This is a genomic window from Allobosea sp. FBZP-16, from assembly GCF_002831785.1.
In the GTDB taxonomy this organism is placed as follows: Bacteria; Pseudomonadota; Alphaproteobacteria; order Rhizobiales; family Beijerinckiaceae; genus Allobosea; species Allobosea lupini.
In genome coordinates, this window is sequence record NZ_LNCQ01000022.1 from 87,837 (window position 1) to 114,562 (window position 26,726).

Sequence of the window (26,726 nt, forward strand, 5' to 3'; positions counted from 1 at the left end):
GAGCGGACGACGAATGGGGCGGCGTTTCTTTGCAGGTCTGGCGGCGCTCCTGCTGATGGCCGGTCTCGTTGCGCTCGGCGTCTACATGTGGACCCAGCCCCGGACGCTGAAGCTCGCGGTCGGCCCGCTCGGCTCCGACGATGCCAGGCTTGCCGCGGCCCTCGTCCAGGGCCTCAGCCGCGAGAAGAAGCCGGTGCGCCTGCGGCTCGTCCTGACCGAGGGCTCGGCCGAGAGCGCCTTGAAGATCGACGCCGGCACGGTCGATCTCGCCATCGTCCGCCCCGATGTCGCGCTGCCGGCCAAGGCCGATACGGCGCTGATCACCCGCCGCTCCTTCCCTTTCTTCATCGGCTCCAAGGATTTCGGCACCGACCGCATCTCAGGACTGCGCGGCAAGCGCATCGGCGTGGTGCGGGCGCCATCAGGCAATCTCGATCTCCTGAAGCTCGTGCTGTCGCAATACGAGGTCTCGCCGGAGGCGGTGACGATCGTCCCGCTCGGGCCCGAGGACGTCTCCGCCGCTATCGCCGATGGCCATATCGACGTGCTCTTCGCCGTCAACGTGCTGAATGCCCGCGTCGTCACCGAAGTCGGCGCGCGCCTGCACCGGGCCTTCGGCGAGAGCCCGACCATCATCCCGATCCGCGAGGCCGATGCGCTCGCCGCCCGCAACCGTGCCATCGAGAGCGGCGAGATCGTCCGCGGCGCGCTCGGTGGTGATCCGCCAGTGCCGGCCGAAAACCTGCCGAGCATCTCGATCACCTCGCGCCTGATGGCGGCGCAATCCCTCGACGATGCCAGGGTCGGCGAGCTCGTCAGCGCGATCCTGTCGTTGCGCGTCACGCTCGCCGCCGACCTGCCGGCGATCCAGGGACTAGAGACGCCCGAGACCGACAAGGACGCGCCGCTCGCGGTGCATACCGGAGCAGCCGCGTTCATCGACGGCGAGCAGGAGACCTTCTTCGAGCGCTATGGCGACTGGTTCTATCTCGGCGTGATGGTGCTCTCCGTGCTCGGCTCCGGCGCGGCCGGCCTGCTCGGCGTCGAGAGCGCGTCGCGCCGCAAGCGGGCAATGGCGGACCTCAGCCGTCTCGTCGTCCTGCTCGCGGCGATGCGGACGGCCGAGGACGAGCGGGATCTGGCGGCGATGGAGCGCGAGGCCGACGCCATCCTTGCCGGCGTGCTCGAGAATTATGCGCGCGGCGACATCGATTCCGGCGGGATCGGCGCCTATCGCTTCGCCATGGACCAGCTCGGCCGCGCGGCGACCGAGCGGCGCATCGTCTTGGCCGAAGCGGCAGCCGAGTGACCGGCTTTATTCCTGCCGCAAAGCGCGTTCAAGCGGGTGGCACGGTCGTACCGACAGCTTCGAGACCTCCTCATGACCTCCGCCTTTGCCTCGCTCGCCCTCGGGACACTGCTGGCGCTATCCACTGCCGTGCCGCTCCGGGCTCAGGCGCCCGAAAACTGGCCGCAGGTGAAATGCGAGCGCTGGCGCAGCGCCTATGACGAGGCGCTGAAGCGCATCGGCAGGAAGGGGCTCGGGCCGGAGTTCGTCGCCGGCAACGAGGCCTTCATCGCTTCCGGTTGCCAGAACCCGCCCGATGTCTGCCCGCGCAGCGCCGAAGAGCTCAACTTCGCCAATGTCATGGTGATGGCGGGCATGAACGCCGGGGTGTCCTCGACCTTCATGCCCTACGCCTGCCGGAAGTCGTGACCCGCCTCTAGAGCAGGGACATGTGCAGGCCGGTCCCGGCGACGACGCCATCGGCAACGGCGAGCGCGACGCTGTGCCGGGCGGTCGCGGCATCGCCCGCCGCATAGACGCCGGTGACGCTGGTCTGCTTCATCCCGTCGACGCGCAGCAGCGGACCGAACGGGCCGTCATCGAAGGCGCAGCCGAGCTCTTCCGCCAGCGGGCTCGCCGGGCAGATGCCGGCGGCGATGAACAGCGCCTTGATCGGCGCCAACCGGCCGTCGGCGAGGCGCAGGCCCGCCATCGCCGTCCCGTCGCCCTCGGCTGCCACGATCCGGGCACGCTCGACCGCGACGCCGCGCCGCTCCAGCAAGGCGGTCGCCTCGGCGTCCGGCTCGGCCTCGCCGTTGAGGAACAGTGTAACCGCGCCCCAATCGGCGACGAGCGCCGCCTTCAGGGCCGAGAAGGCACCGCTCGCCAATACGCCGAGCTTGCCGCCGCCGAGCTCATAACCGTCGCAATAGGGACAATGCAGCACGCTCTTGCCCCAGCGCTCCCTCAGGCCGGGGATCGCGGGCAGTTCGTCGCGCACGCCAGTCGCGAGCAGGAGGCGGCGCGCTTGGTGCTCGCCTCCCCTGGAATCGGTGACTCTGAACCCCTCTCTTTCGGCTTTCGCCTCGCCGGCCTTGGCATCGCGCCAAGCCACGGTCGGATAGGCGCGCAATTGCGCCTTCGCCTCGGCGACGATCGTCGCCGGCTCGCGCCCATCCTGGCCGAGGAAGCCATGCGAATGGCTGGAGAAGCGGTTGCGCCGCTGCCCCTCGTCGATCACCAGGATGTGGCGGCGCGCCCGCGCCAGCTGCAATCCGGCGGAAAGGCCGGCGAAGCTGCCGCCGACGATGATGGCGTCATAGGGTGTGGTTGTGCTTGGCATGGACCTGTCTCCGTTCGTCGAAGCGGCGGCTGAAATCCGCCGCGAGATCGGACAGCCGGACCCGGTCGAAATGGCCGGCGAGCAGCGCTTCGGCCTCGGCGAAGGCCTCGCCGAGGGCCGAATTGACCGCCTGCTCGACCAGGCATTGCGGGTTCTCGCTGCGATGGCCGAGCGCGATCAGAGCGGGCTCGCCGAGTGCGCGATGCACGTCACCGAGCGTGATCGCGTCGAGCGCACGCGCCAACGTCCAACCACCGCCATGGCCTTTTTCGGAGTGCACCAGCCCGGTTTCCCTGAGGCCCGCCATGGTGCGCCGGATCACGACCGGATTGGTGCCGAGGCAGGCCGCGAGCTCCTCCGAGGTCATCGGGGCGCCACGATCGGCCATGTGCAGCAGCACGTGCAGGGTGGCTGAGAGGCGGCTGTCCTGTTTCATGTAACAATACATGTTACATGAAACAGGAGCATGTCAAGCGCACCGTGAAGCACGGGTATCGTGCGGTTGCGGTTGCCCAAACGGCGTCAAGCGTTTATGTGCAGCGCAACGAATTCCAGATTCACGCAACACACAGGCTGCGCCGGCCGGGTTCTCCCTGCCGGCTCGCGGTCTTGAACCAAGGCCGCTTCCCGCATGTCCATGCGCAACATCGCCATCATCGCCCACGTCGACCACGGCAAGACCACGCTGGTCGACAAGCTGCTGCAGCAGTCCGGCGCCTTCCGCGAGAACCAGCGCGTCGCCGAGCGGGTGATGGACTCGAACGATCTCGAAAAGGAGCGCGGCATCACCATCCTGGCCAAGGCCACCTCGGTCGTCTGGAAGGATACGCGCATCAACATCGTCGACACCCCCGGCCACGCCGATTTCGGCGGCGAGGTCGAGCGCATCCTCAACATGGTCGACAGCGCGATCGTGCTGGTCGACGCCGCCGAGGGCCCGATGCCGCAGACCAAGTTCGTGGTCTCGAAGGCACTGAAGCTCGGCCTTCGCCCGATCGTCGCGATCAACAAGGTCGACAAGCCCGACGCGCGCGTCACCGAGGTGATCAACGAGGTCTTCGACCTCTTCGCCGCGCTCGACGCCACCGACGAGCAGCTCGACTTCCCGATCCTCTACGGCTCGGGCAAGCAGGGCTGGATGGCGCCCTCGCCGGAAGGTCCGCAGGACCAGGGCCTGGCGCCGATGTACGACCTGATCCTGAAGCACGTGCCTGAGCCGCGCATCGAGGAGGGGCCGTTCCGCATGATCGGCACGCTGCTCGAGGCCAATCCCTATCTCGGCCGCATCATCACCGGCCGCGTCGTCTCGGGCACGGCCAAGCCGAACCAGACCATCAAGGTTCTCTCGGGCGACGGCTCGCTGGTCGAGACCGGCCGCATCACCAAGATCCTCGCCTTCCGCGGGCTCGAGCGCACCCCGATCGAGGAAGCGATCCCGGGCGACATCGTCTCGATCGCCGGGCTGGTGAAGGGCTCGGTCGCCGACACCTTCTGCGACCCGTCGGTCGACACCCCGATCAAGGCCCAGCCGATCGACCCGCCGACCGTGTCGATGACCTTCATGGTCAACGATTCGCCGCTGGCGGGCACGGAAGGCGACAAGGTCACCACCCGCGTCATCCGCGACCGCCTGTTCAAGGAGGCCGAGGGCAATGTCGCGCTGAAGATCGAGGAAGCGTCCGACAAGGACAGCTACATCGTCTCCGGCCGCGGCGAATTGCAGCTCGCCATCCTGATCGAGACCATGCGTCGCGAGGGCTTCGAGCTCGGCGTCTCGCGTCCGCGCGTCGTGCTGAAGCGCGACGAGGCCGGCCAGCTGCTGGAGCCGATCGAGGAGGTCGTGATCGACGTCGACGAGGAGCATTCCGGCGTCGTCGTGCAGAAGATGTCCGAGCGCAAGGCCGATATGCTGGAGATGCGCCCCTCCGGCGGCAATCGCCTGCGCCTCGTCTTCCACGCCCCGACCCGCGGCCTGATCGGCTATCAGGGCGAACTGCTGACCGATACGCGCGGCACCGCGATCATGAACCGGCTGTTCCACGACTACCTGCCCTATAAGGGCGAGATCGGCGGGCGCCGCAACGGCGTGCTGATCGCGATGGAGACCGGCGAGGCCGTCGCCTACGCGCTCTGGAACCTCGAAGACCGCGGCCCGATGATGATCGAGCCCGGCTGGAAGGTCTATCAGGGCATGATCGTCGGCGAGCACACCCGCGAGAACGATCTCGAAGTGAACGTGCTCAAGGGCAAGAAGCTCACCAACATCCGCACGACGTCGAAGGACGAGGCGGTGCGCCTGACGCCGCCGATCCGGATGACGCTGGAGCGCTCGCTCGCCTGGATCGACGACGACGAGCTGGTCGAGGTCACCCCGAAGTCGATCCGCCTGCGCAAGGGCATCCTCGATCCGAACGAGCGCAAGCGCTCGCAGAAGCAGAAGGCCGAGGTCGCCTGAGCCTGGCCGCGGCCGATATCTCGGTCGAGAGCCGTTCCAGCGGTCAGCGCAGCTTCGCCAGCGCGCTCGCAAGCATCTGGTCGAGGGCGCGCCGCACGGACGCCTCGGCGGACAAGGCGCTCGTCCGCGCCGGCCCGTGCGCCTTCCGATGGGCCCGTGGCGCCGGTTTCTGGCTCGCCAGCATCTCGGCGTCGAGAGCAGCGATCGTCATCTTGCCAACGACGTCGTCGGCGCGCTTCTGGTAACTGCGGTTGACGATATCGCGGCGCGTCTTGAAGGCCAGCACGGCGCGTGCCGTGGACGGCCCATAGAAGCCACGATTGAACTCGGCCGGATCGATGTCGGCGCCGTCGAGATGGACCAGCGCGGTCTGGATCAAGCAGACATGCTCGCCGCCGGCTCCGCGCGCGACATGACTCGCATCGTCGCGCAGGCAGGCCTCGAGCCGCTTCTGGCCGGCGAAGATGAACGACCGCAATGTCATTGCCGATTCCTTCCGTCGTCTGCGAAACAGGCTTGCATCGTCACGCGACCTGCTTCGCGACCATGCGCAGCACCTCGATCTGCGCATAGTCGAAGGGGATGAACGGGGCGCTCGAGCGCTGTGGCTGCATGATCGTGATGTCGCCGCGCGGACGGTCGATCAGGCGCAGCGCATGACCGAGCTCGTGGGCGGTCACCATGCTGCGGTTGCCCCAGTCGATGAAGCAGACGTTACCGCCGAACTCGGTCAGTCCGGACGACAGATTGGCGGCGTTCGGCGGCTTCGGCTCCGATTCGAAATCCCAGCCATAGACAAGGTTCTTCAGGTGGCCGCGCCCCGAAGCCGTGATGTGATCGCGTATCAGGTCGCCGTGACGACTGTCGGTGATGATCTGCGGGCCGAGCGACATCGTCTTCAGCTCGAGAAGGTGGATCGGCCCGACGCGCACCAGCCGGATGTTGGCCTGGGCGTAGCTCGTCTCGACCTCGCGCAGCAGAGTCAGAAGCTCGGAGCGCGAATACTGCTCCAGCGTCTGCGAGCAGTCGCGAAGGATGACGTTCACCGCATAATGCACCGTCAGGGTCCCGCCCGCGTGCGCATACAGCAAGGGCTTATCGGCCTCGCCCGGGGTCGACATCACGAGGGCGAGAGCCGCCTCGGCATTGCCGATGAGGTCGAGCGGGTACTTCATTCCCGGCTCCAGCGCATAGGTCTGGAACGGACCGATTACGGTCTTTCGAGCGTTCAGGCGGACGTCGATGCCGCCGGACATCGTCAGGTCGACCGCCGTGAGGGTCCACGGCCTGTGGTCGGTCTTGAGCGAGAGCGCGCGCGACTGGCCGACCGGCACGAACTGGTAGGCATTCTGCGCCGGCCAGAGATAGGAGAAGCCATCGGGCGGGCGGCTCCAGCGCCCATTCGCATCGCACCCTTTCGTGCTGAAGGGACTTGGCATCGCGCCGCCTTTTCCTGCCCGCCGGCGACCAGGCTAGTCCGCCCGCTGCAACGGCCGCATCCTTCATTCGGCGGATGTCCCTCGGCCGGGGCGCAGCCGCCCTGCGTCCGCTGCGCTTGCCGTCATCGTGCCGCTCTGGTCGGGTGCCCGCGACCGAAGGAGGATCATCGCCATGCAGTTCCGCAATCTCGGCCGCTCCGGCCTGCGCGTCTCGCTCGTCGGCCTCGGCTGCAATAACTTCGGTGGCCGGATTGACCTGGAGGCGGCGCGGAAGGTCGTCGACGCCGCGATCGAGCACGGCATCACCCTGTTCGATACCGCCGACATCTACGGCAATCGCGGCGGCTCGGAGCTTGCGCTCGGCGAATTGCTCGGCGCCCGCCGCAAGGACATCGTGCTCGCCAGCAAGTTCGGCATGAACATGGACGAAGCGGGCGTGAAGAAGGGCGGCTCGCGCCGTTACATCATCGAGGCGGTCGAGGCTTCGCTGAAGCGGCTGCGGACCGACTGGATCGACCTCTACCAGCTGCACCGGCCCGATCCGCTGACCCCGATCGAGGAGACGCTGCGTGCCCTCGACGACCTGATCCGCCAGGGCAAGGTCCGCTATATCGGCTGCTCGAACCTGCCGTCCTGGCAGGTTGCCGACGCGCATTGGACGGCCAGGACGCTCGGCCTCGAAGGCTTCGCCTCGGCGCAGGACGAATACAGCCTGCTCGTTCGCGGCGCCGAGAAGGAGCTGATCCCGGCCATCAGCCATTTCGGCATGGGGCTGCTGCCCTATTTCCCGCTCGCAAACGGCCTGCTCACCGGCAAGTATCAGCGGAACGCCCCGATGCCGGAAGGGGCGCGCATGACCCGCGAGGCGCAGCGCGCCGGCGAGGTGCTGACCGAGGCGAACTGGCAGCGGACCGAAAAGCTTGCCGCCTTCTGCGACGCACGTGGCAAGACGCTGCTTGAGCTCGCCTTCTCCTGGCTCGCCGCCCAGCCGGTCGTGTCCAGCGTCATCGCCGGCGCGACGAAGCCGGAACAGGTCGCGGCCAACGTCAAGGCGGCGGACTGGGCGCTGACTCCGCAGGAGCTCGCCGAGATCGACGCGATCACGCGCTGAAATCGGCCGCGAGAGCGCCTCAAAGAAGCCCAACCGGCAAGCGAAAGCGTTTAAGCTGTCTCCCTGTCCCTGCGACGGGGCACGGAGACTGTTGTCAAATCCCCGCGCCTGGGGTTCCCTTGCGCAATTGCAGTTGAGGCCGCCGACTCCGTGATGCGCATCGCCCGTCTCCTGGCGTTCGCCCTGTGCCTAGCCGCTTCGCCGGCCGTGGCTCAGGACAAGCCCGCTGCGGCACCTCCGCCGGAGCCGATGCGCATCGTGCTGACGCGCAGCGCCGAGCCCTGCGAGCCAGATTGCCGCGAATGGCTCGCCGCCCAGGGCGCGATCACCAAGGACACGCCGGCCGAACTGCGCCGCGCGCTCGCCGAGCTGAACGGGCGCAAGCTGCCGCTGCTGGTCTATTCCACCGGCGGCACGGTCGAAGCGGCGATCGCCATGGGCGAGCTCGTGCGCAAGAGCGGCCTCGATATCGCCGTCGCCCGCACCGTCTTCAGCCAGCGCGAGCCGGCGCTCGGCACCATCGACGAGCGCAGCCCGCTCTGCGCCTCGGCCTGCACGCTTTTCCTCGCCGGGGGACAACGCCGGATCATCCCGCCGCAATCGCGCATCGGCGTGCACCAGCAGACCATCGTCGAGACCGAGACCACGACGGTGCGCGATTACAAGATCGTGCGCGGTCGCAGGGAGCTGGTCGACGAGAGGACGGAGACGCGGACGGTCAAGCAGGAGCAGGCGACCGGCGAGATCGACGCGAAGATGCGGCGCTATCTCGACGCAATGGGGCTCGACCGCTCCTTCATCGAGGTAACGGTGTCGACCCCAGCCGACACGATGCGCTACCTCAAGCCCGACGAGATGCGCGCGACCACGATCGCGACCGAAGTCGGGCCGGCTGCGCTCGCCTTCTCGGATCTCCGCTCCGGACTGGCTCCCGCTCCCGGCCCTTCAAGGAGCCTGGGAACGGCGCCGGTGCTGCCGGCGACGCTGGCTGCGCCGGCGACCCCGATCGGCTCGGTCGAACTCGGCCCGCATCGCGGCGGCAGGCTGCGGCTGGCCTTGTCGGTCGGCGAAGGGCGATATCAGCAGACGACCACCCTCCAGATGCAGTTGTTGTTCGGCGATGCCCCGATCCCGTCGCGGCTGCGGACGGTCACGCTGACCCTGCCGGGCAGCCCACCGATCGTCGCGCAGAACGAGGATGGCAACGACCCGGCAGGAGCAATGACCGCCGATGTTTTGCGCGAGACCTTGTGTGGGCTGACCGATCGCACCGCCGTGTCGCTGAAGATCGATCCGCCGGCCGAAGATGGTACGCCCTCGACCTGGCAGCGCAGTGGCACCGCCGCCGAGCTGCTGCGCCTGTCGAACCTGCGCTCGCAGATCTGTCGCTGACGCGGGGCAACGCCGAAATTCCCGTTTGGAACCAATTGGCCTTCGATCCGCGAGCTCTAGCAGAAAGTATTGAGGTGCGTACCTCAAATTTTGCGATATGGCCGCTTGACAGGCCACCTGCCAATGGGCTCACCTTCGCCTCAGGATGCGCCGAGCCCAGAAGCGCGCATGAGACAACAAGGGAGAGACGCCGTGTTGAGACGCAATCTTCTTGTCGCCGGATTGGCGCTCGCGACCTTTGGCAGCGCATTCCCCGCTTTCGCCCAGAGCAAGGGCCCGGTGATCGGGGTCAGCTGGTCGAACTTCCAGGAAGAGCGCTGGAAAACCGACGAGGCCGCGATCAAGGCCGCGATCGAGAAGGTCGGCGGCACCTATCTCTCGGCCGATGCGCAATCCTCGCCTGCCAAGCAGCTCACCGATGTCGAGAGCTTGATTGCGCGCGGCGCCAAGGCCCTGATCGTGCTGGCGCAGGATGCTCAGGCGATCCGCCCCGCCGTGCAGAAGGCGGTCGACGAGGGTATCGCCGTCGTCGGCTATGACCGGCTGATCGAGATCCCGCAGGCCTTCTACCTGACCTTCGACAATGTCGAGGTCGGCCGGATGATGGCGCGCGAGATCCAGAAGGCGAAGCCGGAAGGCAACTACGTCTTCATCAAGGGCTCGAGCTCGGACCCGAACGCCAACTTCCTGTTCCAGGGCTCGATCGAGGTGCTGAAGCCCGCTATCGACGCCGGCAAGATCAAGAATGTCGGCGAGGCCTATACCGATGGCTGGCTGCCGGCCAACGCCCAGCGCAACATGGAGCAGTTCCTGACGCGCAACGCCAACAAGGTCGACGCCGTGATCGCCGCCAATGACGGCACCGGTGGCGGTGCCATCGCGGCGCTGGCCGCGCAGGGCCTCGCCGGCTCCGTGCCCGTCTCCGGCCAGGACGCCGACCGCGCCGCGCTCAACCGCGTCGCGCTCGGCACCCAGACGGTGACGATCTGGAAGGATGCGCGCGAACTCGGGCGCACCGCCGCCGAGATCGCGATCAAGCTCGCCGGCGGCGCCAAGCTGACCGAGGTCGCCGGTGCGACCGCCTGGGACCAGGGCCCGAGCAAGGCCAAGATGACCGCACTCTTCCTGAAGCCGGTGCCGGTGACCAAGGACAATCTCGGCGTGGTGATCGAGGCTGGCTGGGCGCCGAAGGCGGCCGTCTGCCAGGGCGTCGCCGCCGGCAAGGTCAAGGCCTGTGACTGAAACCGTTCCCGCGCCGGCAACGCCGTCGCAGGATGCGAAGAGCCTTGCCGATCATCTGCGCGCCATCGAATTCGACGCGCGGATGGTCGGCATGGTCGCCGCGCTGGCGGTGATCTGGCTCGGCTTCAACTGGCTCTCCGGCGGCGCCTTCCTGACGCCGCGCAATCTCTGGAACCTCTCGGTCCAGACCGCCTCGGTCGCGGTAATGGCTTGCGGCATGGTGCTGGTCATCGTCACCCGCAACATCGACCTCTCGGTCGGCTCGATGCTCGGCTTCGTCGGCATGGTCACCGGCCTCGTCCAGGCGCAATTGCTCCCCGGCCTCATCGGCTTCGAGCACCCCGCCACCTGGCTGCTCTCGATCCTGGCCGCGATCGTGCTCGGCGGGCTGATCGGCCTGTTCCAGGGCGCGCTGATCGCCTATCTCGCCATCCCCTCCTTCATCGTCACGCTCGGCGGCCTTCTGGTCTGGCGCGGCGGCGCCTGGTGGGTGACGCAGGGCCAGACCATCGCGCCGATGGATTCGCGTTTTCGCCCGCTCGGCGGCGGCATCGAGGGCGCGATCGGCACCACCGCGTCCTGGGTCATCGGTCTCGTCATCTGCGCCCTGATCCTCGCGGGGATCGCCTTCGCCCGGCGCCGGCGCAAGCGCTACGGCTTCGCCCTGCGCCCGCTCTGGGCCGAGATCGTGCTCGGCGGGCTCGCCTGCGGCACGGTGATCGGCGCGGTCATGATCGCCAACGCCTATGCCCTGCCTGCCGGCGTCGCCCGCCGCCTCGTCGAGGCCAAAGGCGGCAGCTGGCCCGAGGGCGGGCTCGTCATCGGCCATGGCCTCGCCGTGCCGGTGCTGCTCGCGCTCGCGGTCGGCGTCGCCATGAGCTTCCTGGCGCGGCGCCTGCGCTTCGGCCGCTATGTCTTCTCGATCGGCGGCAATCCCGAGGCGGCCCAGCTCTCCGGCGTCAACACGCGCAAAGTGCTGATGCTGGTCTACGGGCTGATGGGCATGCTGGTCGGCATCGCCGCCTGCATCTCGACCGCCCGCCTCAACGCCGCCACCAACTCGGCCGGCCAGCTCGACGAGCTCTATGTCATCGCCGCGGCGGTGATCGGCGGCACCTCGCTCGCCGGCGGCGTCGGCACCATCGCCGGCGCGATGCTGGGCGCGCTGGTGATGCAGTCGCTGCAATCGGGCATGGTGCTGATCGGGGTCGACACGCCCTTGCAGAACATCGTCGTCGGCATCGTGCTGGTCCTCGCCGTCTGGCTCGACGGGCTCTATCGCAAGCGGCTCGGCTAAAGGAGGGCGCCATGGACGCAACTACGCCCCTCGTCGAGATGCGCGAAATCTCGATCGCCTTCGGCGGAATCAAGGCGGTCGACCGCGCGAGCGTCGATCTCCATGCCGGCGAGGTCGTCGGCCTGCTCGGCCATAACGGCGCCGGCAAGTCGACGCTGATCAAGATCCTGTCGGGCGCCTATCGCGCCGATGCCGGCGAGATCAGGATCGCCGGCGAGCCAGTCGCCATCTCCAGCCCACGCGACGCCAAGCGCCACGGCATCGAGACGATCTACCAGACGCTGGCGCTGGCCGACAATGTCGACGCCGCCGCCAACATCTTCCTCGGCCGTGAGCTCTTGACCAACTGGGGCACGCTCGACGACAGCGCGATGGAGGCCGAGACCCGCAAGGTGATGGGCCGGCTCAACCCGCATTTCCGCCGCTTCAAGGAGCCGGTGAAGGCGCTCTCCGGCGGCCAGCGCCAGTCTGTCGCGATCGCCCGCGCGATCTATTTCAACGCGCGGGTGCTGATCATGGACGAGCCGACCGCGGCGCTCGGGCCGGCAGAGACCAAGCAGGTCGCCGATCTCATCCTCGAACTGAAGAAGCAGGGCATCGGCATCTTCCTGATCAGCCATGACCTGCACGATGTCTTCGACCTCGCCGACCGCGTCAGCGTGATGAAGAACGGCAAGGTGGTCGGCAGCGCCCATGTCCGCGACGTCACGCAGGACGAGGTGCTGGGGATGATCATATCCGGCAAATGCCCGCCCGGCGCGGTAGCCGGGCCGGGCGGGCTGCGGAGCTAGAAGCGCTGTCGAACCGACGGGACGCGCCTCAGCGCAACCCGTCCTCGCCCTTCGCCTCGGCATGGGTGAGCCCGCCGACGCGCGGCAAGGGCCGACCGCCGCTGGTCAGCGCCACCGCAACGACGATCTCGCCGGCGCGGGGCGCGTCGGGGATGCGGACCTCCATGCCGTCGAAATGGCTGCGGACATAGGCGGCCGCCTTGTGGCCGAGCGGCACGTCGAGGACGACGCCGAGCGAGCCGCGCTTCTTCGAAGACGGGATCAGAGCCGGCGCCTTGCCCAGAAGCTTGCGCAGGGGGGCGCCGAGCTTGGGATGCAGGATCGCCGCGGCGTGCTCCAATTCGCCATCCTCGCCGACGGCCGCGGCCTTGCCATAACCTTGGACCGCCTCGCCCGCGATGCCGAGCGCGGCGAGCGCATGGCGGCCGAGCAGGTCGCCGAGCTCCTCGCCGATGTCGATCAGCTCGGAGAGGTCGTCCTGATAGGTGCCGGCGAAGGGATTGGCGATCACCGCGACGGCGGCAGCGCGCTTGATCGGCGGCGAGACGGGGCGCCCGAGCTCGCTATGGGTCTCGTCGAGGACGGTGACGATCTTGCGGATGCTGGCTTTCATCTCAGGCCGTCCTCGCCCTTGATCTCGCTCGCCTTGAGGCCGCCGACGCGGGCATGGATGCGCGAGCCGGTGGTCATCACCAGCGCGAACAGCAATTCGTCGGCCTTGGGAGCGTCGGTGATGCCGATCTCGAAGGCGTCGAAATGGCTGCGGACATAGGAGGCATTGATGTGGGTGACGGGAATGTCGAGGCGCGTGCCGGGGCCGCCGACCTTTTTGGTCGAGGGAACGATCGCCTTGGCATCGCCGAGCAGTTCGCGCATGGCGTAGCCGCCCGGCACATGCCAGAGCGCGCCATGCTCCAGTTCGCCCGCGGCGCCGACGATGGCGCCCTTGCCATAGCCCTGGATCGCCTTGGCATCGCCGCCCATCGCCGCGAGCAGGCGCTGCGCCATGGCGAGGCCGAAGGGCTTAAGGTCGTCCATGAAGCCCTGGATGTCCTCGACATAGCGGCCGGCATAGGGGTTGGCGATCACCGCCAGAGCCGCGCCGCGCTTCAGCGGTACCGAAGCGGCTGGGCCGCCCTCGTGATAGATCTCCTCGACGGTCACGGCGTATTTGCGGACAGCGATCTCAGGCACGGGCCAGTCTCCTCTCAGGCTTTTCTTGAACGATCATAGGCGTGGCGAGCATGTGACTCACGCCCTGAAGATGCATGGCCGCAGAGACGATCAGACCTGCCGCCCGCAGGCGCTCCGCCTCGGCCAGCCCGGCGGCAAGCGCGGTCTCGATCTCGTCGGTGGATAGCGGACCGACGTCGCGAGTGACGAGCCGCTCGCCGAGATCGCTGTCGCTCTGGATGGAGTTTGCCGGCAGGCGCTCGATCGCGGGATGGCCGGGCAGGTCGATCGCATTGGCGATCACGGTCGCGGCAGCGTCGGCCATGGCGGCGGTTGGGGCCAGCACCGTCACCGCCTCGGCGATCCCTAGCGAAAAGCTGCGGCCGGGATAGCCTGATGTGGCGATGCCGGCCACGCCGTCCCCAGGCCGGATCGTCGCGGTTGCGAAGAACTCCGGCCGGTCGGGACGCTTCACCAGGCCGATGCGGAACTGCTCGCCAGGGGCGAGATGCATGGCGATGTCGCCGCCATTGTTGACATAGGCGCGCCGCAGCGGCGCGGCCTGGCAGATCACGCCGAGGATCTCCTGTGCGACCGAGCCGGCGACGGCGGCCATCGGAGTGATGAAGCCGCCGATGGCGAAGGGGCTGACGGCCGCATGCATGCGCCGAGCGACGGGGCCAAGCGGCAGCGGGCTCGTCCGGGTCACCGCCGTGCGCAGCAACTGCAGCTCGTCACAGAGTTCGACAAGCAGGCCGTCGAAGCGAAGGATGGCAGCCTCATGCGCGGCCCTGACCGCGGCTTGCTCGCCGACGGCCTCGATGACGAGATCGATCGGGCCCTGCTGCAGCAGCAGGCGCCGGCCATCCGGCAGGACGCGCGCGGAGGGCTTCTCCCACATCGCCCTACCCCAGCGAGCGGCGCGGCTGCTCCGGCGCCAGCGGCCAGGGATTGTCCGGGCGCTGCGGCAGGCGCAGACGGCTGCCGCCCTTGAGCGAAGCCAACGGCTGGATCGCGTCCATATGGCCGCCGAGCGCCTCGTAATCGGTCAGGCTCATGGTGAACTCCAGCGGCGCGACCAAGGCCGGGGTCGGCACATAGCCGAAGGCGTTCTCGGGCAGGCGGGTAACATCGACCATGAAGGTGATGCCGCCGCCCGGCCAGATATACACGGGGGCTCCCCCGCAGGTGACATAAGTCAGCGCGTCCTTGACCGAACGGGTCAAACGGACCGGATTTTCGGTGACGCCGGCACGCAGCGAGCCGCCGGCGCCGCCGATGAACAGCACGGTCGACAGCGCCGGCTCGCAATTCTCGGCGATGCGCTCGACCGGCTCGACCAGCGGCTGCGGTATCTGCATCTCGACCGGAACGAGGTTCTCGTCGAGCTCGTAATAGGCGGCGTGCTCGCCGGTGGTCGAGACCATCAGCAGGCGCAGGCCGGGATAGGCGACCTTGGGGTCGAACGGCCCGAGAATGGTCAGAGGGTCGCTGATATTGGTGCCGCCCCAGCCGGTGCCGGGCTGAGCCACCTGGAAATAGCGGCCGGGGGTCGAGCGCCGGCCCTTCAGCTTGATGCCGGTGCCGGCCATGCCGAGCAATTTACCGGCCTGGTGCTCGGAGAGCACGCCGGTGATGTGGTCGTCGACGACGACGACCTCGTCGACCTTGCCGTGCCATTGCTTGGCGAAGATGCCGATCGTCGCCGAGCCGCAGCCGACGCGCATCCGGCTTTCCTGGATGCCGTTGACGATCGGCGGCTTGCCGGCCTGGACGATCACGGTCTCGCCCTCGTCGATGGTCAGCTCGACCGCCTTGCCGTTGCTGAGCTGGAGCAGGGCGTCGCAGGTGACGCGGCCCTCCTTCTTCGAGCCGCCGGTGAGATGGTGGACGCCACCAAGCGAGAGCATCTGCGAGCCGTATTCGCCGGTGGTGACATGGCCGATCGCCTCGCCCTCGACGCGCACCGTTGCCTGCTCGGGGCCGAGGAAGCGGTCGGTGTCGATCTTCACCTTGACGCCGCAATAGCTGAAGATGCCCTCGGTCACGACGGTGACCATGTCGACGCCGTCGACATCGGACGAAACGATGAAGGGGGCGGGCTTGTAGTCGGGATAGGTGGTGCCGGCGCCGATAGCGGTGATGAAGGTGCCCTGCTGGTGGACGATCTCGCCGTCCCACTCGCGCGATCCGGCGAAGGGAACGATTTCGCCGCCATGCTCCAGCGTGCGTTCGAGCACGATATGCGGCTCCATCCGCACCAGCTCGCCGTCGACATTGCCGTAGCGATCGCAGGCGCCGACGGCGCCCGGCTTGATGAAGCACATCACCGGGCAGGCATCGCAGCGGATCTTGTCGTCCGCGACCGGGCTCGCTTCGTCCAGCGCCATGCTTGATCCTCCCGCAGAGCGGGCCTTGAGGATTTTGTTTGTGTACAAACGATACTGGCGCGCCTCTTGGAGCAAGTCAAGACAGCCGCGAGGCGCGGGACCGCCCCCACCCTACGCCTGTTCCCAGGGCTGGCCCACCGCTTCGGCCGCGACGGCCGAGCGCGTGCCGATTCGTCGATGAGAGGACAGTGTGCCCACGTAATCTTGCATACAAGATTATTCGAGGCGCTTCTGTGCGGCGCTTCTACCCGGCCGAGGTGACTTCCATATGACGCGATTGGCGGTTGCAAGCACGGCATCGATGGCGCATTGACAGCCAAATTTTCCCGCTGCTATTGTTTGCATACAAACATGTTTGAAGCGGTATCGCCGCGGGAGAGAGGGCCCTGCCATGTATGACGTCTTCGCCACGGACCGCCTGATCGATCATTGGCTTGTCGAGGACATCGGCGCCTGCGACCTCACCGTCCAGGTGATGATCGAGCCGAACGAGACCGGCAGGTTCCACATGAACGCCCGCGAGCCGATGATCGTCGCCGGCGTCGAGGTCGCCGCCCGGGTGTTCAAGCGCTACGACCCCGATCTCAAGGTGACCCTGCGCGTCAAGGACGGCGACAAGGTCGAGAAGGGCGCGATCCTGGTCGAGATCGAGGGCTCGGCCCGCAGCGTGCTCACCGCCGAGCGCACTGCGCTCAACATCGCCCAGCGCCTCTCCGGCATCGCCAACGAGACCGCCCGCTACGCCGCCGCCATGGCCGGCAGCAAGGCGCGCCTGATCGACACCCGCAAGACCACGCCCGGCCTGCGCATGATGGAGAAGCACGCCGTGACCTGCGGCGGCGGCCTCAACCACCGCCTCGGCCTCGATAACGGCGTGATGATCAAGGACAACCACATCGCCGTCTGCGGCAGCATTACCGCCGCCGTCGAACGCGCCCGCAAGAAGCTGCCGGTGCTGACCAAGCTCGAGGTCGAGTGCGACCGGCTCGAACAGGTCGAAGAGGCCGCCAGGGCCGGCGCCGACGTGATCATGCTCGACAACATGTCGGTCGCCGACATGACCAAGGCGGTCGCGCTGATCGCCGGCCGCGCCAAGGTCGAGGCCTCCGGCGGCATCAATATCGACACGATCGGCCCGATCTCCAGGACCGGTGTCGACTATATCTCGACCAGCAAGATCACCCAGTCGGCGCCGGCGGTGGATATCGGCCTCGACGAAGCCTGAGCAACGATGCGGCAAGGCACCTTCTTCCTCGTCGTCGGCCCGAGCGGGGCCGGCAAGGACTCGCTGATCGACGGCGCCCGCGCCTTGCTGGAGCCGACCGGCCGCTATGTCTTCGCGCGCCGCGTCGTCACCCGCCCCGCGGGATCGCCGGGGGAGGACCATGAGGCGGCGACGGACGAGGCATTCGACGCACGCGAGGCCAAAGGCGACTTCCTGATCACCTGGGGCGCCCACGGCCTACGCTACGGCCTGCCGGCCGAACTGAAGCGGCTGGTCGAGGCCGGCCGCAACGTCATCGCCAACGGCTCGCGCGCCACGATCGCGGCGCTCGCCGCCCGCCTGCCGCGCTTCGTCGTGGTCGAGGTCACCGCGCCGCCCGAAGTGCTCGCCGCCCGTATCGCCGGGCGCGGGCGCGAGAGCGGCGAAGCGATCGAGAAGCGCCTGTCGCGCACGGTCGAGCCGCGTCCGGACGGAATCCGGGCGGCGACGATCTGCAACGACCAGAGTGTCGAGATCGGCATCGAGCGCTTCGTCGCTGCGGTCGAGGCCGCCGCCAACACGATGCGCCTGCGCCGTCTGCCGCTTTTCGCGGGACGGGCGCACTGCGCCTATCTCCCGGCCAAGGGCGAGATCGTCAACGGCTTCGATTATCTCGGGCCGGGCCGGATCGAGATCTCAGGCGCGACCGCCAGCATTCGCTCCGACGTGCAGGTGGTCGATTCACCCGCGCTGCTCGGCGGCGACGAGATCGGCCTCTCGGCCGAGGCCTTCGACGAACTCGGCCTGCCAGAAGGCAGCGAGGTCACGCTCAGGCGCACGCCTTCGCCCGAAAGCCGGGCTGCGCTGACCCGCAAGATCCAGGGCGGCGAGCTCACGGAAGAGCAGTACCACACGCTGATCCGCGACATCGTCGAAGCCCGCTATCCCGATGGCGAGGTCGCGGCCTTCCTGGTCGCGGCGACGCAGACGCTCTCCGACGACGAGATCGTCGCGCTGGCGCGGGTGCGCACCCGCTTCGCGCAAAAGATCACCTGGCCGGACGGGATCGTCGTCGACAAGCATTCGATGGGCGGCATTCCCGGCAGCCGGATCACGCTGATCGTCGTACCGATCGTCGCCGCGCATGGCGCCTTCCTGATGCCCAAAACCTCGTCGCGCGCCATCACCTCGGCGGCGGGCACGGCCGATGCGATGGAGGCGCTCGCCCGCGTCGAGCTGAACCCGGCCGAATTGCGCGCCTGCGTGGAACAGGCGCGCGGCTGCATCGCCTGGAACGGGCGGCTCAACCATTCCGTCGTCGACGACGTGATGAACGCGATCACGCGGCCGCTCGGCATCGATTCCAACCGCTGGTCGGTCGCCTCGATCCTGTCGAAGAAGCTCACGGCGGGCTCGACCCATGTCATCGTCGACCTGCCCTATGGCCCTCGCGCCAAGCTGAGAAGCGAAGCGGAAGCCGCCGAATTGGCTGATTTGTTCGAGACGGTCGGTGCCGGGCTCGGCCTCGTCGTCAAGGCCTTCCCGACCGATGGCAGCCGCCCGATCGGGCGCGGCATCGGCCCGGCGCTGGAATGCCGCGATGTCGGCTGGGTGCTCGATAACGACCCGCAGGCACCGGCCGACCTAGTCGAGAAGGCGCTGTTCTTCGCCAGCCGCATCCTGGCTTGGGACCCGGCGCTTGGCTCGGTCGCGGCCGGGCGGGCACGCGCGGAGGAGCTGCTGCGCTCCGGCGCGGCGCGCGCCGCTTTCGAGCGGATCATCGATGCGCAGGGGCGACGCGAGCCGCCGGTCGCGCCGGGATTGCTGGTCCATACCGTGCGCTCGCCAAAGGCGGGGCTCGTTACCGAGATCGACGGTTGGGCCGTCGCCGGGATCGCGCGGCGTGCGGGTGCGCCCTTCGACAAGGCGGCGGGCATCGACCTGCGCCGCCATGTCGGCGACAGCGTCGCAATGGGCGATCCGCTCTTCGCCATCCATGCCAGCGCCTCGAGCGATCTCGACGAGGCTAGGGCGATGGCGGAGAGCTGTGAGTGCTATGTGATCGGGTAGCTGAATTCCTGCACACCCAAACGCGAGTCATCCCGGACAAGCGGCGGAGCCGCGCCGATCCGGGATCCATCCCGGAACCTCTATCGGAAAGGCTCCGGAATGGATCCCGGGTCTCCCTTCGGTCGCCCGGGATGACTCGCGTTAAAGCCTGATCAGTCTGCGAAGCCTCAGCGCAGCTGCTTCAGCAGCGCGATCAGCGTCGCCCGCTGGTTGGTCGCGAGCGGGGCCAGCGTCACCTTGGTCACTGTCTCCGCCTTGGGCAGGAGCTCGCGCGTGTAGTCGACCCCGGCCGGGCTGAGCTCGACGATGAGTCGGCGGCCATCCTCCGGATCGGGCTTGGTCTGCACCAGCTTGCGCTTGAGCAGACGGTCGACCACGCCCTTGATCGTGGCCGCGTCCATCGCGGTCTGGCGTCCCAGAAGGTTCTGCGAGGACCCGCCATCCTGGTAAAGCCGCGCCAGCACCGCCCATTGCGTCGGCGTCAGGTCGGCGCCCATGATCTCGTTGAAGATCGAGACATGGCGCTGCGCTGCCTGGCGCATGATGAAGCCGACCTGCTCGGCGAGATCATAGCTCTCGTCGGCGGGTTCGGGCGTCTCGGCTGCAGTGCTCGATCGCGCCATCGCTGGTCCTCGTTCGTATACGAACGATATTCCTAGAGCATCTTTCGCAAAAGTGGGATCCAGTTTTGCGGTCGCTCACACCGTTGTCCAGCGCCCTTCGCGGAAACTCCGGGCCGCGGCGTCGACCGTACGCTCGATGCGCAGGCCTGCCTCGAAATCGAGGAGATGCGCAGGCTCGCCGGCGATGGCGCGGAGCAGCTCCCGGCATTCGATGATCTTGAGCTCGTTGAAGCCGAGGCCATGACCGGGTGCCGGGATGAAGCGGTCATAGGGCGCGTGCGCCGGGGCGGTCAGGATGCGGCGGAAGCCCTGGACGTCGCTGTCGCCCTCGGCGGTGTAGAGCTCGATCTCGTTCATCCGCTCCTGGTCGTAGGCGATCGTCCCCTTGGCACCAAAAACCTGCAGGGCGATGCGGCCCTTGCGGCCCCAGGCCGAGCGGTTGAGCGCGACGAGCCCGGAAGCGCCGGACGAGAGGCGCAGCAGCAAGGTCGCAATGTCGTGGGTCTCGACCGCGCGGGTACCGCCAGCCCGGAGCGGGCGTTCGGCGCAGGGCCTGGCCATATCGGCCATGACGGCCTCGACCTCGCCGATCAGCACCTTGATCAGCGAGAAGGCGTGCACGCCGAAATCGTCGAGCGCGCCATGGCCGGACGCCGCCTCGCTCTTCCAGGAGAACAACGCGCCGGCATCGGCCATGAAGTCCTCGTCCATCTCGACGCGGACATGGTTGACAGGCCCGATCGTGCCGTCGGCGATCAGGCGCTGTGCCAGCCGGATCGCCGGGTTCTGGATGTAGTTGTAGCCGAGCGCAGCGACCGTCCCGGCCGCGTTGGCCGCCGCCAGCATCGCTTGCGCATCGCCAAGGCTGGTCGCCATCGGCTTCTCGCACCAGACATGCTTGCCGGCTTTCAGCGCCGCGATCGCCATCTGCGCATGGAAGGCGTTCGGCGTGGTGATCGAGACGACGTCGACATCAGGATGGGCAATGAGCGCCTGCCAGTCGGGGGTCGATTCAGCGAAGCCGAACTCGCCGGCCCGCTGCGCCGCTAGGGCCTCGTCGACCTCGCAGAGCATGGCGAGCTTCGGACGACGCACGTCGCCGAAGACCGGCGCGACGGCGTTCCAGGCCAGGGCATGGCATTTGCCCATATAGCCGGTACCGATCAGGCCGACGCCGAGCGCGCGCATGAGACCATCCTTCTTCCGCTACAAATTCGGGTCATCCCGGACAAGCGGCTAAGCCGCGCCGATCCGAAATCCATGCCTGAACGGTTCCGGAATGGATCCCGGGTCTCCGCCTCGCTACGCCCGGGACGACAGGCTTGAGGATATGCAACAGAAGCGTCAGACCGTGCCGCCGAGCTCCTCGGAGACCGCCTGCAGCTCCTTGCCGCCGGCCATCAGGTTCTGAATTCGTCCATGGCGATCCCGGACTTGGCGTAGGTGCCGAGCGTCTTGCCGCGGTTGAGCACGGTGAAGCGGTCGCCGACGGCATAGGCGTGGCGGACATTATGGGTGATGAAGATCACGCCGAGACCCCTGGCGCGGACGAGGTTGATGTATTTCAGGACCATCGAGGTCTGGGCGACGCCGAGTGCGGAAGTGGGCTCGTCCAGGATCAGCACCTTGGCGCCGAAATAGACGGCGCGGGCGATGGCGACGCATTGACGCTCGCCACCCGAGAGCGTGCCGACCGCCTGATGCGGATCGCGGATGTCGATGCCGATCCTGTGCATCTCGTCGCGGGTCACCGCATGGGCGAGGTCGAAATCGATCCATTTCAGCGGGCCGAAGCCGCGGATCGGTTCGCGGCCCATGAAGAAATTCCGCGTAATCGACATCAGCGGGATCATTGCCAGATCCTGGTAGACGGTGGCGATGCCGGCATCGAGCGCGTCGCGCGGGCTGGAGAAGGCGACCGGCCGGCCCTCGACCAGGAACTCGCCCGAGCTCGGCTTGTGGCAGCCCGAGAGCGTCTTGATCAGCGTCGACTTGCCGGCGCCGTTGTCGCCGAGCAGGCAGAGCACCTCGCTGGCGGAGACCTTGAGCGAGACGCCCGAGAGCGCGATCACCGAGCCGAAATGCTTGACGATGTCGCGGACCTCGATGAGGGGCGTCTGTTCGGGAGATGCAGTCATATTCAGCGCTCCCCTGTCGCCTTGCGGCGGATGAAGTTGTTGAACAGAACGGCGAGCAGCAGCATCCCGCCGAGGAAGACCTGGAACCAGTCGCTGTCGAAGCTGGTGTAGGTCAGGCCGATCGAGACCATGCCGAAGATGATCGCGCCGAAGAAGGCGCCGATCGCCGAACCATAGCCGCCGGTGAGCAGGCAGCCGCCGATCACCGCGGCGATGATCGCCTCGAACTCCTTCTGGAAGCCGCGGCGGGCATCGGTCGAGCCGGCGTCGAGCACGGTCAGGATGGCGACGAGGGTGGCGGCGCAGGCGGTCAGCACGAACAAAGTCGTCTTGACCATGTTGACCGGCACGCCCGAATTGCGGGCCGCATTGGGATCGCCGCCGGCGGCGAAGATCCAGTTGCCGAAACGGGTGCGCAAGAGGACATAGGTCGCGAGGGCGGCGATGGCGAGGAACCAGAGGACCCCAACGGGAACGCCCGTCACGGTCGGCGTGCCGTTGGGAAACTTGGCGATCAGGTTGGCCTGCGCCAGCCAGGCGAACAGCCCCTCCAGCGCCTGGCCGGAGAAAAGCTCGCGCACGACGCCTGTGCCGGCCTTGTCGCCGATGCCGCGTAGTTGCGTCGAGCCGCCCGTCGCCCATTTCAGCCCGACCAGTGAGAGCCCGCGCAGGATGAAGAGAAAGGCGAGGGTGACGATGAACGAGGGCAGGCGCGTTCTGATGACGATCTGCCCGTTTACCGCCCCCATCAACCCGGCGAAGACGAAGGTCGCGACGATCGCCGCCAGCAGCGGCAGGTCGCCGACGACGATCAGCGCGCCGAAGATGAGTCCCGCGAAGGCGATCATCGAGCCGATCGAGAGATCGAATTCGCCGCCGATCATCAAGAGCGCCGCCGCGATGGCGAGGATGCCGAGCTGGGCCGCCGGCGAGAGCACAGTCATCAGCCCGGCGAGGGTGAACATCGCCGGATTGGCGGTGAGCCCGAAGAAGACGGTGACCAGGACGAGGCCGGCGACCGCGCCCAGCTCGGGCCGGCGCATCAGCCGGGCGATCAGCGAGACGCGGCGCAGGCGCTCGTCGCGGGCCGCAGCGGCCGGGTCAGGAATACGGGACGAGCCCGCAGCGAGATCGGCGGTCGATGTGGCCATGGCGCGCACCTTCAGCTTCTGCACTGTCCGGAGAGGGGGCGGCGGCGCTGGATGCGCCGCCGCAAAAGCTCAGCGGATGCCCTTGGCCGAGAGGTCGACGACCTGGGCCGCCTTCTCCTTGGTGACGAGGTTCGGGCCGGACGGGACATTGCCGCCGGGCACGAGCCCGTACTCGGCGTTGAGCGCCAGGAAAGCGACCGGCAGATAGCCCTGCAGGAACTGCTGCTGGTCGATGCCGAAGGCGGCCTCACCCGCGACGATCGCCTTGAGGAAATTGGCCGAGAGATCGAAGGTGGCGACACGGACGCTGGCGATCTTGCCGGCCTCCTTGACGCCTGCAAGCGTCGGCTCGCCGCCGAGCGAAGCGCTTAGCGCCATCACCGTGTCGACGCTGGCGTCGGAGAGCGCCGCCTTGACCTTGGAGCGGATCTCGGACGGGTCGTTCGAGACCGGCAGCACGGTGACCTTGCCCTTGAAGCCTTCGGCGAAACCCTTGCAGCGCAGGTCTAGCGCGACATTGCCGACCTCGTGGTTGACGCAGACGCCGACCTTGCCGCCCATGCTGGCGAGCTTCTCGCCGGCGGCCTTGCCGGCGTCGAACTCGTCCTGACCGACATGCAGGAGGGCGCCGAGCTTCTTCGAGACGTCGGAGCCGGAATTCATCGAGATCACCGGGATGCCGGCGGCGACGGCCTTCTGGATCGACGGGCCGAGCGCCGAGGCGTCGGGGATCGAGACGACGAGGCCGGCCGGCTTCTGGTTCACCGCGGCATCGATCAGCTGGCTCATCGCCACCATGTCGAAGGTCTCGGGCGCGCGATAATCGACGGACACCTTGAGATCGGCCGCCGCCTTGGCGACGCCGTTCTTGACAACCGACCAGAACGGGTCCGCGGCCTGGCCATGGCTGACGACGATGATCCTGGTCTGCTGCGCGACGCTCGGCGTCGCCCCTGCAACCGCGATGGCGGCGGCAGCAATCATCCCTGCGAGAAAACGCTTCATCTCATCCTCCCTTGCGGGGATGTCCCCCGCTTTCGTTATCGGTCCGATCGGGCTCGATCGGCCGGTTTCGGGCGATTTGGCCGGCCGCGAAGCGCCGCGGACTGCCTGGGATGGCGTAGGAGGGAGGGCGCGCCAGGCGCGACCGCCGACTCTGCGCTTCATTCAAAACGAAACAAAAAAACCGTTTTCAATATTCAATGGAACAATCATTCCATCGCGCATGCGCAGCTGTCAAGCGCCTTCTGCGCCGCTGACATACCTGAGCGTGTATCTGGTCGTTCCACCGGGACCAGAGAAATTCATCACCAATATCGATTTGCCAGGATCGGGCTGCGGCCTCGATTGTCGGTGATGAGGCGGCGCGCTCAGCGCCCGGTACCGGGGGAATGTCATGGGCCTGCCAGCGACTGCGCGCATCGATATCGGGCGCTTCTGGACGACGATCGAGCGCTCTGCCGAGATCGGCATTGGCCGACCGGGCGGCCTGTCCCGGCTGGCGCTCGGCGATGCCGACCGGGAGGTCCGCGACGTCTTCATCGCCTGGTGCCGGGAGGCGGGGTTGCGCGTCCGGATCGACGGCATCGGCAACATCTTCGCGCGCCGGCCCGGTGAGGACGACAGCCTGCCGCCGGTGGTGATGGGCAGCCATCTCGACACGCAGGTGAATGGTGGGCGCTTCGACGGCATCGCCGGCGTCCTCGGCGGACTCGAGGTCTGCCGGACGCTCGACCAGCTCGGCCACCGCACGAAACGGCCGATCGAGGTGGTCAACTGGACCAACGAGGAGGGCGGGCGCTTCTCGCCGCCCATGGTCGGCTCGGGCTGCTTCACCGGCGCGTATACGCTCGACTGGGCGCTGGGCCGGCGTGACGACGACGGCCGAACGATCGGCGAGGAGCTCGACCGGATCGGTTATCGCGGTGAGATGGAGGCTACGCCCCATCCCTTCGACGCCTATGTCGAGTTCCATATCGAGCAGGGCCCGATCCTCGACCGCGAGGGCATGCAGGTCGGCGTCGTCACCGGCGGTTATGCCAGCACCGGCATGCTGGTCGAATTCCGCGGCGAGACCGCCCATACCGGCCCCTGGCCGATGGAGCGGCGCAGGAATGCGCTGATCGCCGGCGCGCGCCTGCTGGTCGCTGTCGACGATCTCGGCTGGGAGCATGCCGGCAGCGGCGGCAAGGCGACGGCTTCACGCCTCGTAGCTTGGCCGAACAAGCCCGGCATTCTCTCCGACTGGGCCCAGGCGACCTGCGACGTCCGCCATGCCGATCCGGAAACCAGCGCCGTGATGGCCGAGCGCGTGCGCCGCGCCGTGCATGAAGCGGCGGCGCGGGCCGATTGCACGGCCGAGATCCTCGATGTCTGGAACTGGGGCGGCAAGGTCTTCGCCGACGAGTTGATCGAGCAGGTCCGGGCCACCTCGCTCTGCCTCGGCTACCGCACCCGCGACATCCTGAGCCAGGCCGGGCACGACGCCTATTTCGTCGCCCGCCATGCGCCGACGACGATGATCTTCGCGCCCTGCAAGGGTGGCGTCACCCACAACAATCAGGAGCTGTGCACGCCGGATGATCTCGAACCCGGCCTCAACGTGCTGCTGCACACGGTGGTGGCGCGGGCGAATCGCTGAACCCGCTGGCGCTCCGGAGCGGCAACGACCCATCTCCGGTGGAAGCACGGCTGACCCGCATCACCGGAAGGTGAGCCAGCCTTGACCCTGCGGCCGCCCGTTCATAGCTTCAGCCTCGAATAGCGGCATTGTTGCCGCACTCAGAATCGAAAGGCGATGAGCCATGGCGACGACCAAAGTGACCGATGCGAGCTTCGAGGCCGATGTGCTGAAGTCAGCTGAGCCGGTGGTGGTGGACTTCTGGGCCGAGTGGTGCGGCCCCTGCCGGATGATCGGCCCGGCGCTCGAGGAGATCGCCGGCGAGCTCGACGGCAAGGTCAAGATCGTCAAGATGAACGTTGACGAGAACCAGCAGATTCCGGCCCAGTTCGGCATCCGCTCGATCCCGACCCTGATGCTGTTCAAGGACGGCAAGCTGGCCTCGCAGAAGGTCGGCGCTGCCCCCAAGAGCGATCTGTCGCGCTGGATTTCGGCCGCGGTCTGATCCGGCGATCGCAGAATCAGGAAGGCCCGCTCTCGATGAGGGCGGGCCTTTTTCGTTTCAGGCTATGCGCTGCGTCACTTCGAGCGGTTGTCGAGAGCCCAGGCGCCAGCGCCGGCGAAGACGAAGTAGAAGAAGACGAAGCAGTAGAGGATCGCCGCATCGCCATTGTTCAGCAGCGGGTAGACGTTCCGCGGCGCATGGAACATCCAGTAGGCATAGGCCATCTCGCCCGAGAGGATGAAGGCGACCGGGCGGGTCCACAGGCCGATCAGGATGAGCAGGCCGCCGAAGGCCTCGAGGATCGCGCCGAACCAGAACAGCGTGAACGCTGCAGGCAAGCCGCTCGCCGGCGGAGCCGGGAAGCCGAACAGCTTTTGCGTGCCATGGGCGATGAAGATCAGCGCCGTGGCAATGCGAAGCAGTGCGAGCGCCTGCGGCGCGTAGCGATTGAGGGAGTTGAGAGCCTGCATGTGCGGGTGGCCTTCCGTCCGGATT

General features: G+C 67.6%; 25 protein-coding genes and 1 pseudogene. 12 read left to right on the forward strand and 14 right to left on the reverse strand.

The genetic code is table 11. The features are described 5' to 3' along the window. Nucleotides 1-55: 55 nt before the first annotated feature. Nucleotides 56-1,309, forward strand: coding sequence for a TAXI family TRAP transporter solute-binding subunit (locus CXY91_RS06685; RefSeq protein WP_158673293.1), 1,254 nt, complete (start codon nt 56-58; stop codon nt 1,307-1,309). 72 nt (nt 1,310-1,381) lie between these two features. Beyond that, the gene (locus CXY91_RS06690; protein WP_100959869.1) at nt 1,382-1,717 is read left to right on the forward strand and encodes a hypothetical protein; all 336 of its coding nucleotides are present in this window, start codon (nt 1,382-1,384) and stop codon (nt 1,715-1,717) included. Nucleotides 1,718-1,724: 7 nt separating this feature from the next. On the opposite strand, the gene CXY91_RS06695 is transcribed toward CXY91_RS06690, so the two are convergent. Next, on the reverse strand, nt 1,725-2,630 hold the full coding sequence (locus CXY91_RS06695; protein WP_100959870.1) for an NAD(P)/FAD-dependent oxidoreductase: 906 nt from the start codon (nt 2,628-2,630) through the stop codon (nt 1,725-1,727). Further along, nucleotides 2,605-3,066, reverse strand: a complete 462-nt coding sequence (locus tag CXY91_RS06700) for an Rrf2 family transcriptional regulator (protein WP_100959872.1) — start codon at nt 3,064-3,066, stop codon at nt 2,605-2,607. The genes CXY91_RS06695 and CXY91_RS06700 overlap by 26 nt, the downstream gene beginning before the upstream one ends. 195 nt (nt 3,067-3,261) lie before the next feature. Between CXY91_RS06700 and typA the strand changes: the two genes are divergently transcribed. Then, nucleotides 3,262-5,085: a translational GTPase TypA gene (typA, locus tag CXY91_RS06705; RefSeq protein WP_091835259.1), complete on the forward strand. Its 1,824-nt coding sequence runs from the start codon at nt 3,262-3,264 to the stop codon at nt 5,083-5,085. Between the two features lie 43 nt (nt 5,086-5,128). Here typA and CXY91_RS06710 read toward each other — a convergent pair whose 3' ends face one another. Together CXY91_RS06710 and CXY91_RS06715 are read right to left on the reverse strand one after the other, a co-directional pair. Next, nucleotides 5,129-5,569: a peptidoglycan-binding domain-containing protein gene (locus tag CXY91_RS06710; RefSeq protein WP_100959873.1), complete on the reverse strand. Its 441-nt coding sequence runs from the start codon at nt 5,567-5,569 to the stop codon at nt 5,129-5,131. Nucleotides 5,570-5,609: 40 nt separating this feature from the next. Then, complete coding sequence (locus CXY91_RS06715; protein WP_100959875.1) at nt 5,610-6,524, reverse strand: hypothetical protein; 915 nt, start codon at nt 6,522-6,524, stop codon at nt 5,610-5,612. Between the two features lie 172 nt (nt 6,525-6,696). On the opposite strand from CXY91_RS06715, the gene CXY91_RS06720 reads away from it, so the two are divergent. The 5 genes from CXY91_RS06720 to CXY91_RS06740 all read left to right on the forward strand — a co-directional run bounded on the left by CXY91_RS06720 (nt 6,697) and on the right by CXY91_RS06740 (nt 12,357). Beyond that, nucleotides 6,697-7,635, forward strand: a complete 939-nt coding sequence (locus tag CXY91_RS06720; protein WP_100959878.1) for an aldo/keto reductase — start codon at nt 6,697-6,699, stop codon at nt 7,633-7,635. 153 nt (nt 7,636-7,788) lie between these two features. Then, nucleotides 7,789-9,027 (forward strand): COG3904 family protein, encoded by a 1,239-nt coding sequence (locus CXY91_RS06725; RefSeq protein ID WP_091835247.1) that lies wholly within the window; start codon nt 7,789-7,791, stop codon nt 9,025-9,027. Between the two features lie 222 nt (nt 9,028-9,249). Next, on the forward strand, nt 9,250-10,269 hold the full coding sequence (gene xylF, locus CXY91_RS06730) for a D-xylose ABC transporter substrate-binding protein (protein WP_465246846.1): 1,020 nt from the start codon (nt 9,250-9,252) through the stop codon (nt 10,267-10,269). Beyond that, nucleotides 10,262-11,566 (forward strand): sugar ABC transporter permease, encoded by a 1,305-nt coding sequence (locus CXY91_RS06735; protein ID WP_442896481.1) that lies wholly within the window; start codon nt 10,262-10,264, stop codon nt 11,564-11,566. Before xylF ends, CXY91_RS06735 begins: the two co-directional genes overlap by 8 nt. Before the next feature lie 11 nt (nt 11,567-11,577). Continuing rightward, complete coding sequence (locus CXY91_RS06740) at nt 11,578-12,357, forward strand: ATP-binding cassette domain-containing protein (RefSeq protein ID WP_100959882.1); 780 nt, start codon at nt 11,578-11,580, stop codon at nt 12,355-12,357. Nucleotides 12,358-12,385: 28 nt separating this feature from the next. Here the strand turns inward: CXY91_RS06740 and CXY91_RS06745 are convergent, their stop codons facing one another. Genes CXY91_RS06745 through CXY91_RS06760 form a run of 4 tightly spaced genes read right to left on the reverse strand, consistent with a single transcriptional unit; the run spans nt 12,386 to nt 15,920 of the window. Further along, a complete protein-coding gene (locus CXY91_RS06745) occupies nt 12,386-12,970 on the reverse strand; it encodes an amino acid synthesis family protein (RefSeq protein WP_100959884.1) in 585 nt (194 codons plus the stop codon). Further along, nucleotides 12,967-13,551, reverse strand: coding sequence for an amino acid synthesis family protein (locus tag CXY91_RS06750; RefSeq protein WP_100959886.1), 585 nt, complete (start codon nt 13,549-13,551; stop codon nt 12,967-12,969). Before CXY91_RS06750 ends, CXY91_RS06745 begins: the two co-directional genes overlap by 4 nt. Beyond that, entirely contained in the window at nt 13,544-14,431 is an 888-nt protein-coding gene (locus tag CXY91_RS06755) for a UPF0280 family protein (RefSeq protein ID WP_100959888.1), read from the reverse strand. Before CXY91_RS06755 ends, CXY91_RS06750 begins: the two co-directional genes overlap by 8 nt. A 4-nt stretch (nt 14,432-14,435) precedes the next feature. Continuing rightward, nucleotides 14,436-15,920, reverse strand: coding sequence for a 6-hydroxynicotinate reductase (locus tag CXY91_RS06760; RefSeq protein ID WP_100959890.1), 1,485 nt, complete (start codon nt 15,918-15,920; stop codon nt 14,436-14,438). 391 nt (nt 15,921-16,311) lie between these two features. On the opposite strand from CXY91_RS06760, the gene nadC reads away from it, so the two are divergent. Both nadC and phnN read left to right on the forward strand, forming a co-directional pair. After that, the gene (nadC, locus tag CXY91_RS06765) at nt 16,312-17,145 is read left to right on the forward strand and encodes a carboxylating nicotinate-nucleotide diphosphorylase (protein WP_100959892.1); all 834 of its coding nucleotides are present in this window, start codon (nt 16,312-16,314) and stop codon (nt 17,143-17,145) included. Nucleotides 17,146-17,151: 6 nt separating this feature from the next. After that, complete coding sequence (phnN, locus tag CXY91_RS06770) at nt 17,152-19,194, forward strand: phosphonate metabolism protein/1,5-bisphosphokinase (PRPP-forming) PhnN (protein ID WP_100959894.1); 2,043 nt, start codon at nt 17,152-17,154, stop codon at nt 19,192-19,194. A gap of 167 nt (nt 19,195-19,361) precedes the next feature. Here the strand turns inward: phnN and CXY91_RS06775 are convergent, their stop codons facing one another. The 5 genes and pseudogenes from CXY91_RS06775 to CXY91_RS06795 all read right to left on the reverse strand — a co-directional run bounded on the left by CXY91_RS06775 (nt 19,362) and on the right by CXY91_RS06795 (nt 24,111). Further along, nucleotides 19,362-19,817, reverse strand: a complete 456-nt coding sequence (locus CXY91_RS06775; protein WP_100959896.1) for a MarR family winged helix-turn-helix transcriptional regulator — start codon at nt 19,815-19,817, stop codon at nt 19,362-19,364. Nucleotides 19,818-19,892: 75 nt separating this feature from the next. After that, nucleotides 19,893-21,005: a Gfo/Idh/MocA family protein gene (locus CXY91_RS06780; RefSeq protein ID WP_100959898.1), complete on the reverse strand. Its 1,113-nt coding sequence runs from the start codon at nt 21,003-21,005 to the stop codon at nt 19,893-19,895. 156 nt (nt 21,006-21,161) lie between these two features. After that, nucleotides 21,162-21,955, reverse strand: a pseudogene (locus CXY91_RS06785) (ATP-binding cassette domain-containing protein). A 2-nt stretch (nt 21,956-21,957) separates the two neighbouring features. Further along, nucleotides 21,958-23,106, reverse strand: a complete 1,149-nt coding sequence (locus tag CXY91_RS06790) for an ABC transporter permease (RefSeq protein ID WP_100960782.1) — start codon at nt 23,104-23,106, stop codon at nt 21,958-21,960. A 69-nt stretch (nt 23,107-23,175) separates the two neighbouring features. Next, the gene (locus CXY91_RS06795) at nt 23,176-24,111 is read right to left on the reverse strand and encodes a sugar ABC transporter substrate-binding protein (protein WP_091835212.1); all 936 of its coding nucleotides are present in this window, start codon (nt 24,109-24,111) and stop codon (nt 23,176-23,178) included. 391 nt (nt 24,112-24,502) lie between these two features. Here CXY91_RS06795 and CXY91_RS06800 point away from each other — a divergent pair, with 391 nt between their 5' ends. Both CXY91_RS06800 and trxA read left to right on the forward strand, forming a co-directional pair. Next, nucleotides 24,503-25,747: a Zn-dependent hydrolase gene (locus CXY91_RS06800; protein WP_100959900.1), complete on the forward strand. Its 1,245-nt coding sequence runs from the start codon at nt 24,503-24,505 to the stop codon at nt 25,745-25,747. Between the two features lie 163 nt (nt 25,748-25,910). Continuing rightward, nucleotides 25,911-26,231, forward strand: coding sequence for a thioredoxin (gene trxA / locus CXY91_RS06805; RefSeq protein ID WP_091835207.1), 321 nt, complete (start codon nt 25,911-25,913; stop codon nt 26,229-26,231). Nucleotides 26,232-26,305: 74 nt separating this feature from the next. Here trxA and CXY91_RS06810 read toward each other — a convergent pair whose 3' ends face one another. Further along, nucleotides 26,306-26,701 carry a DoxX family protein gene (locus tag CXY91_RS06810; protein WP_100959902.1) on the reverse strand — a complete coding sequence of 132 codons (396 nt, stop codon included), beginning with the start codon at nt 26,699-26,701 and terminating at the stop codon, nt 26,306-26,308. Between the last annotated feature and the right edge of the window lie 25 nt (nt 26,702-26,726).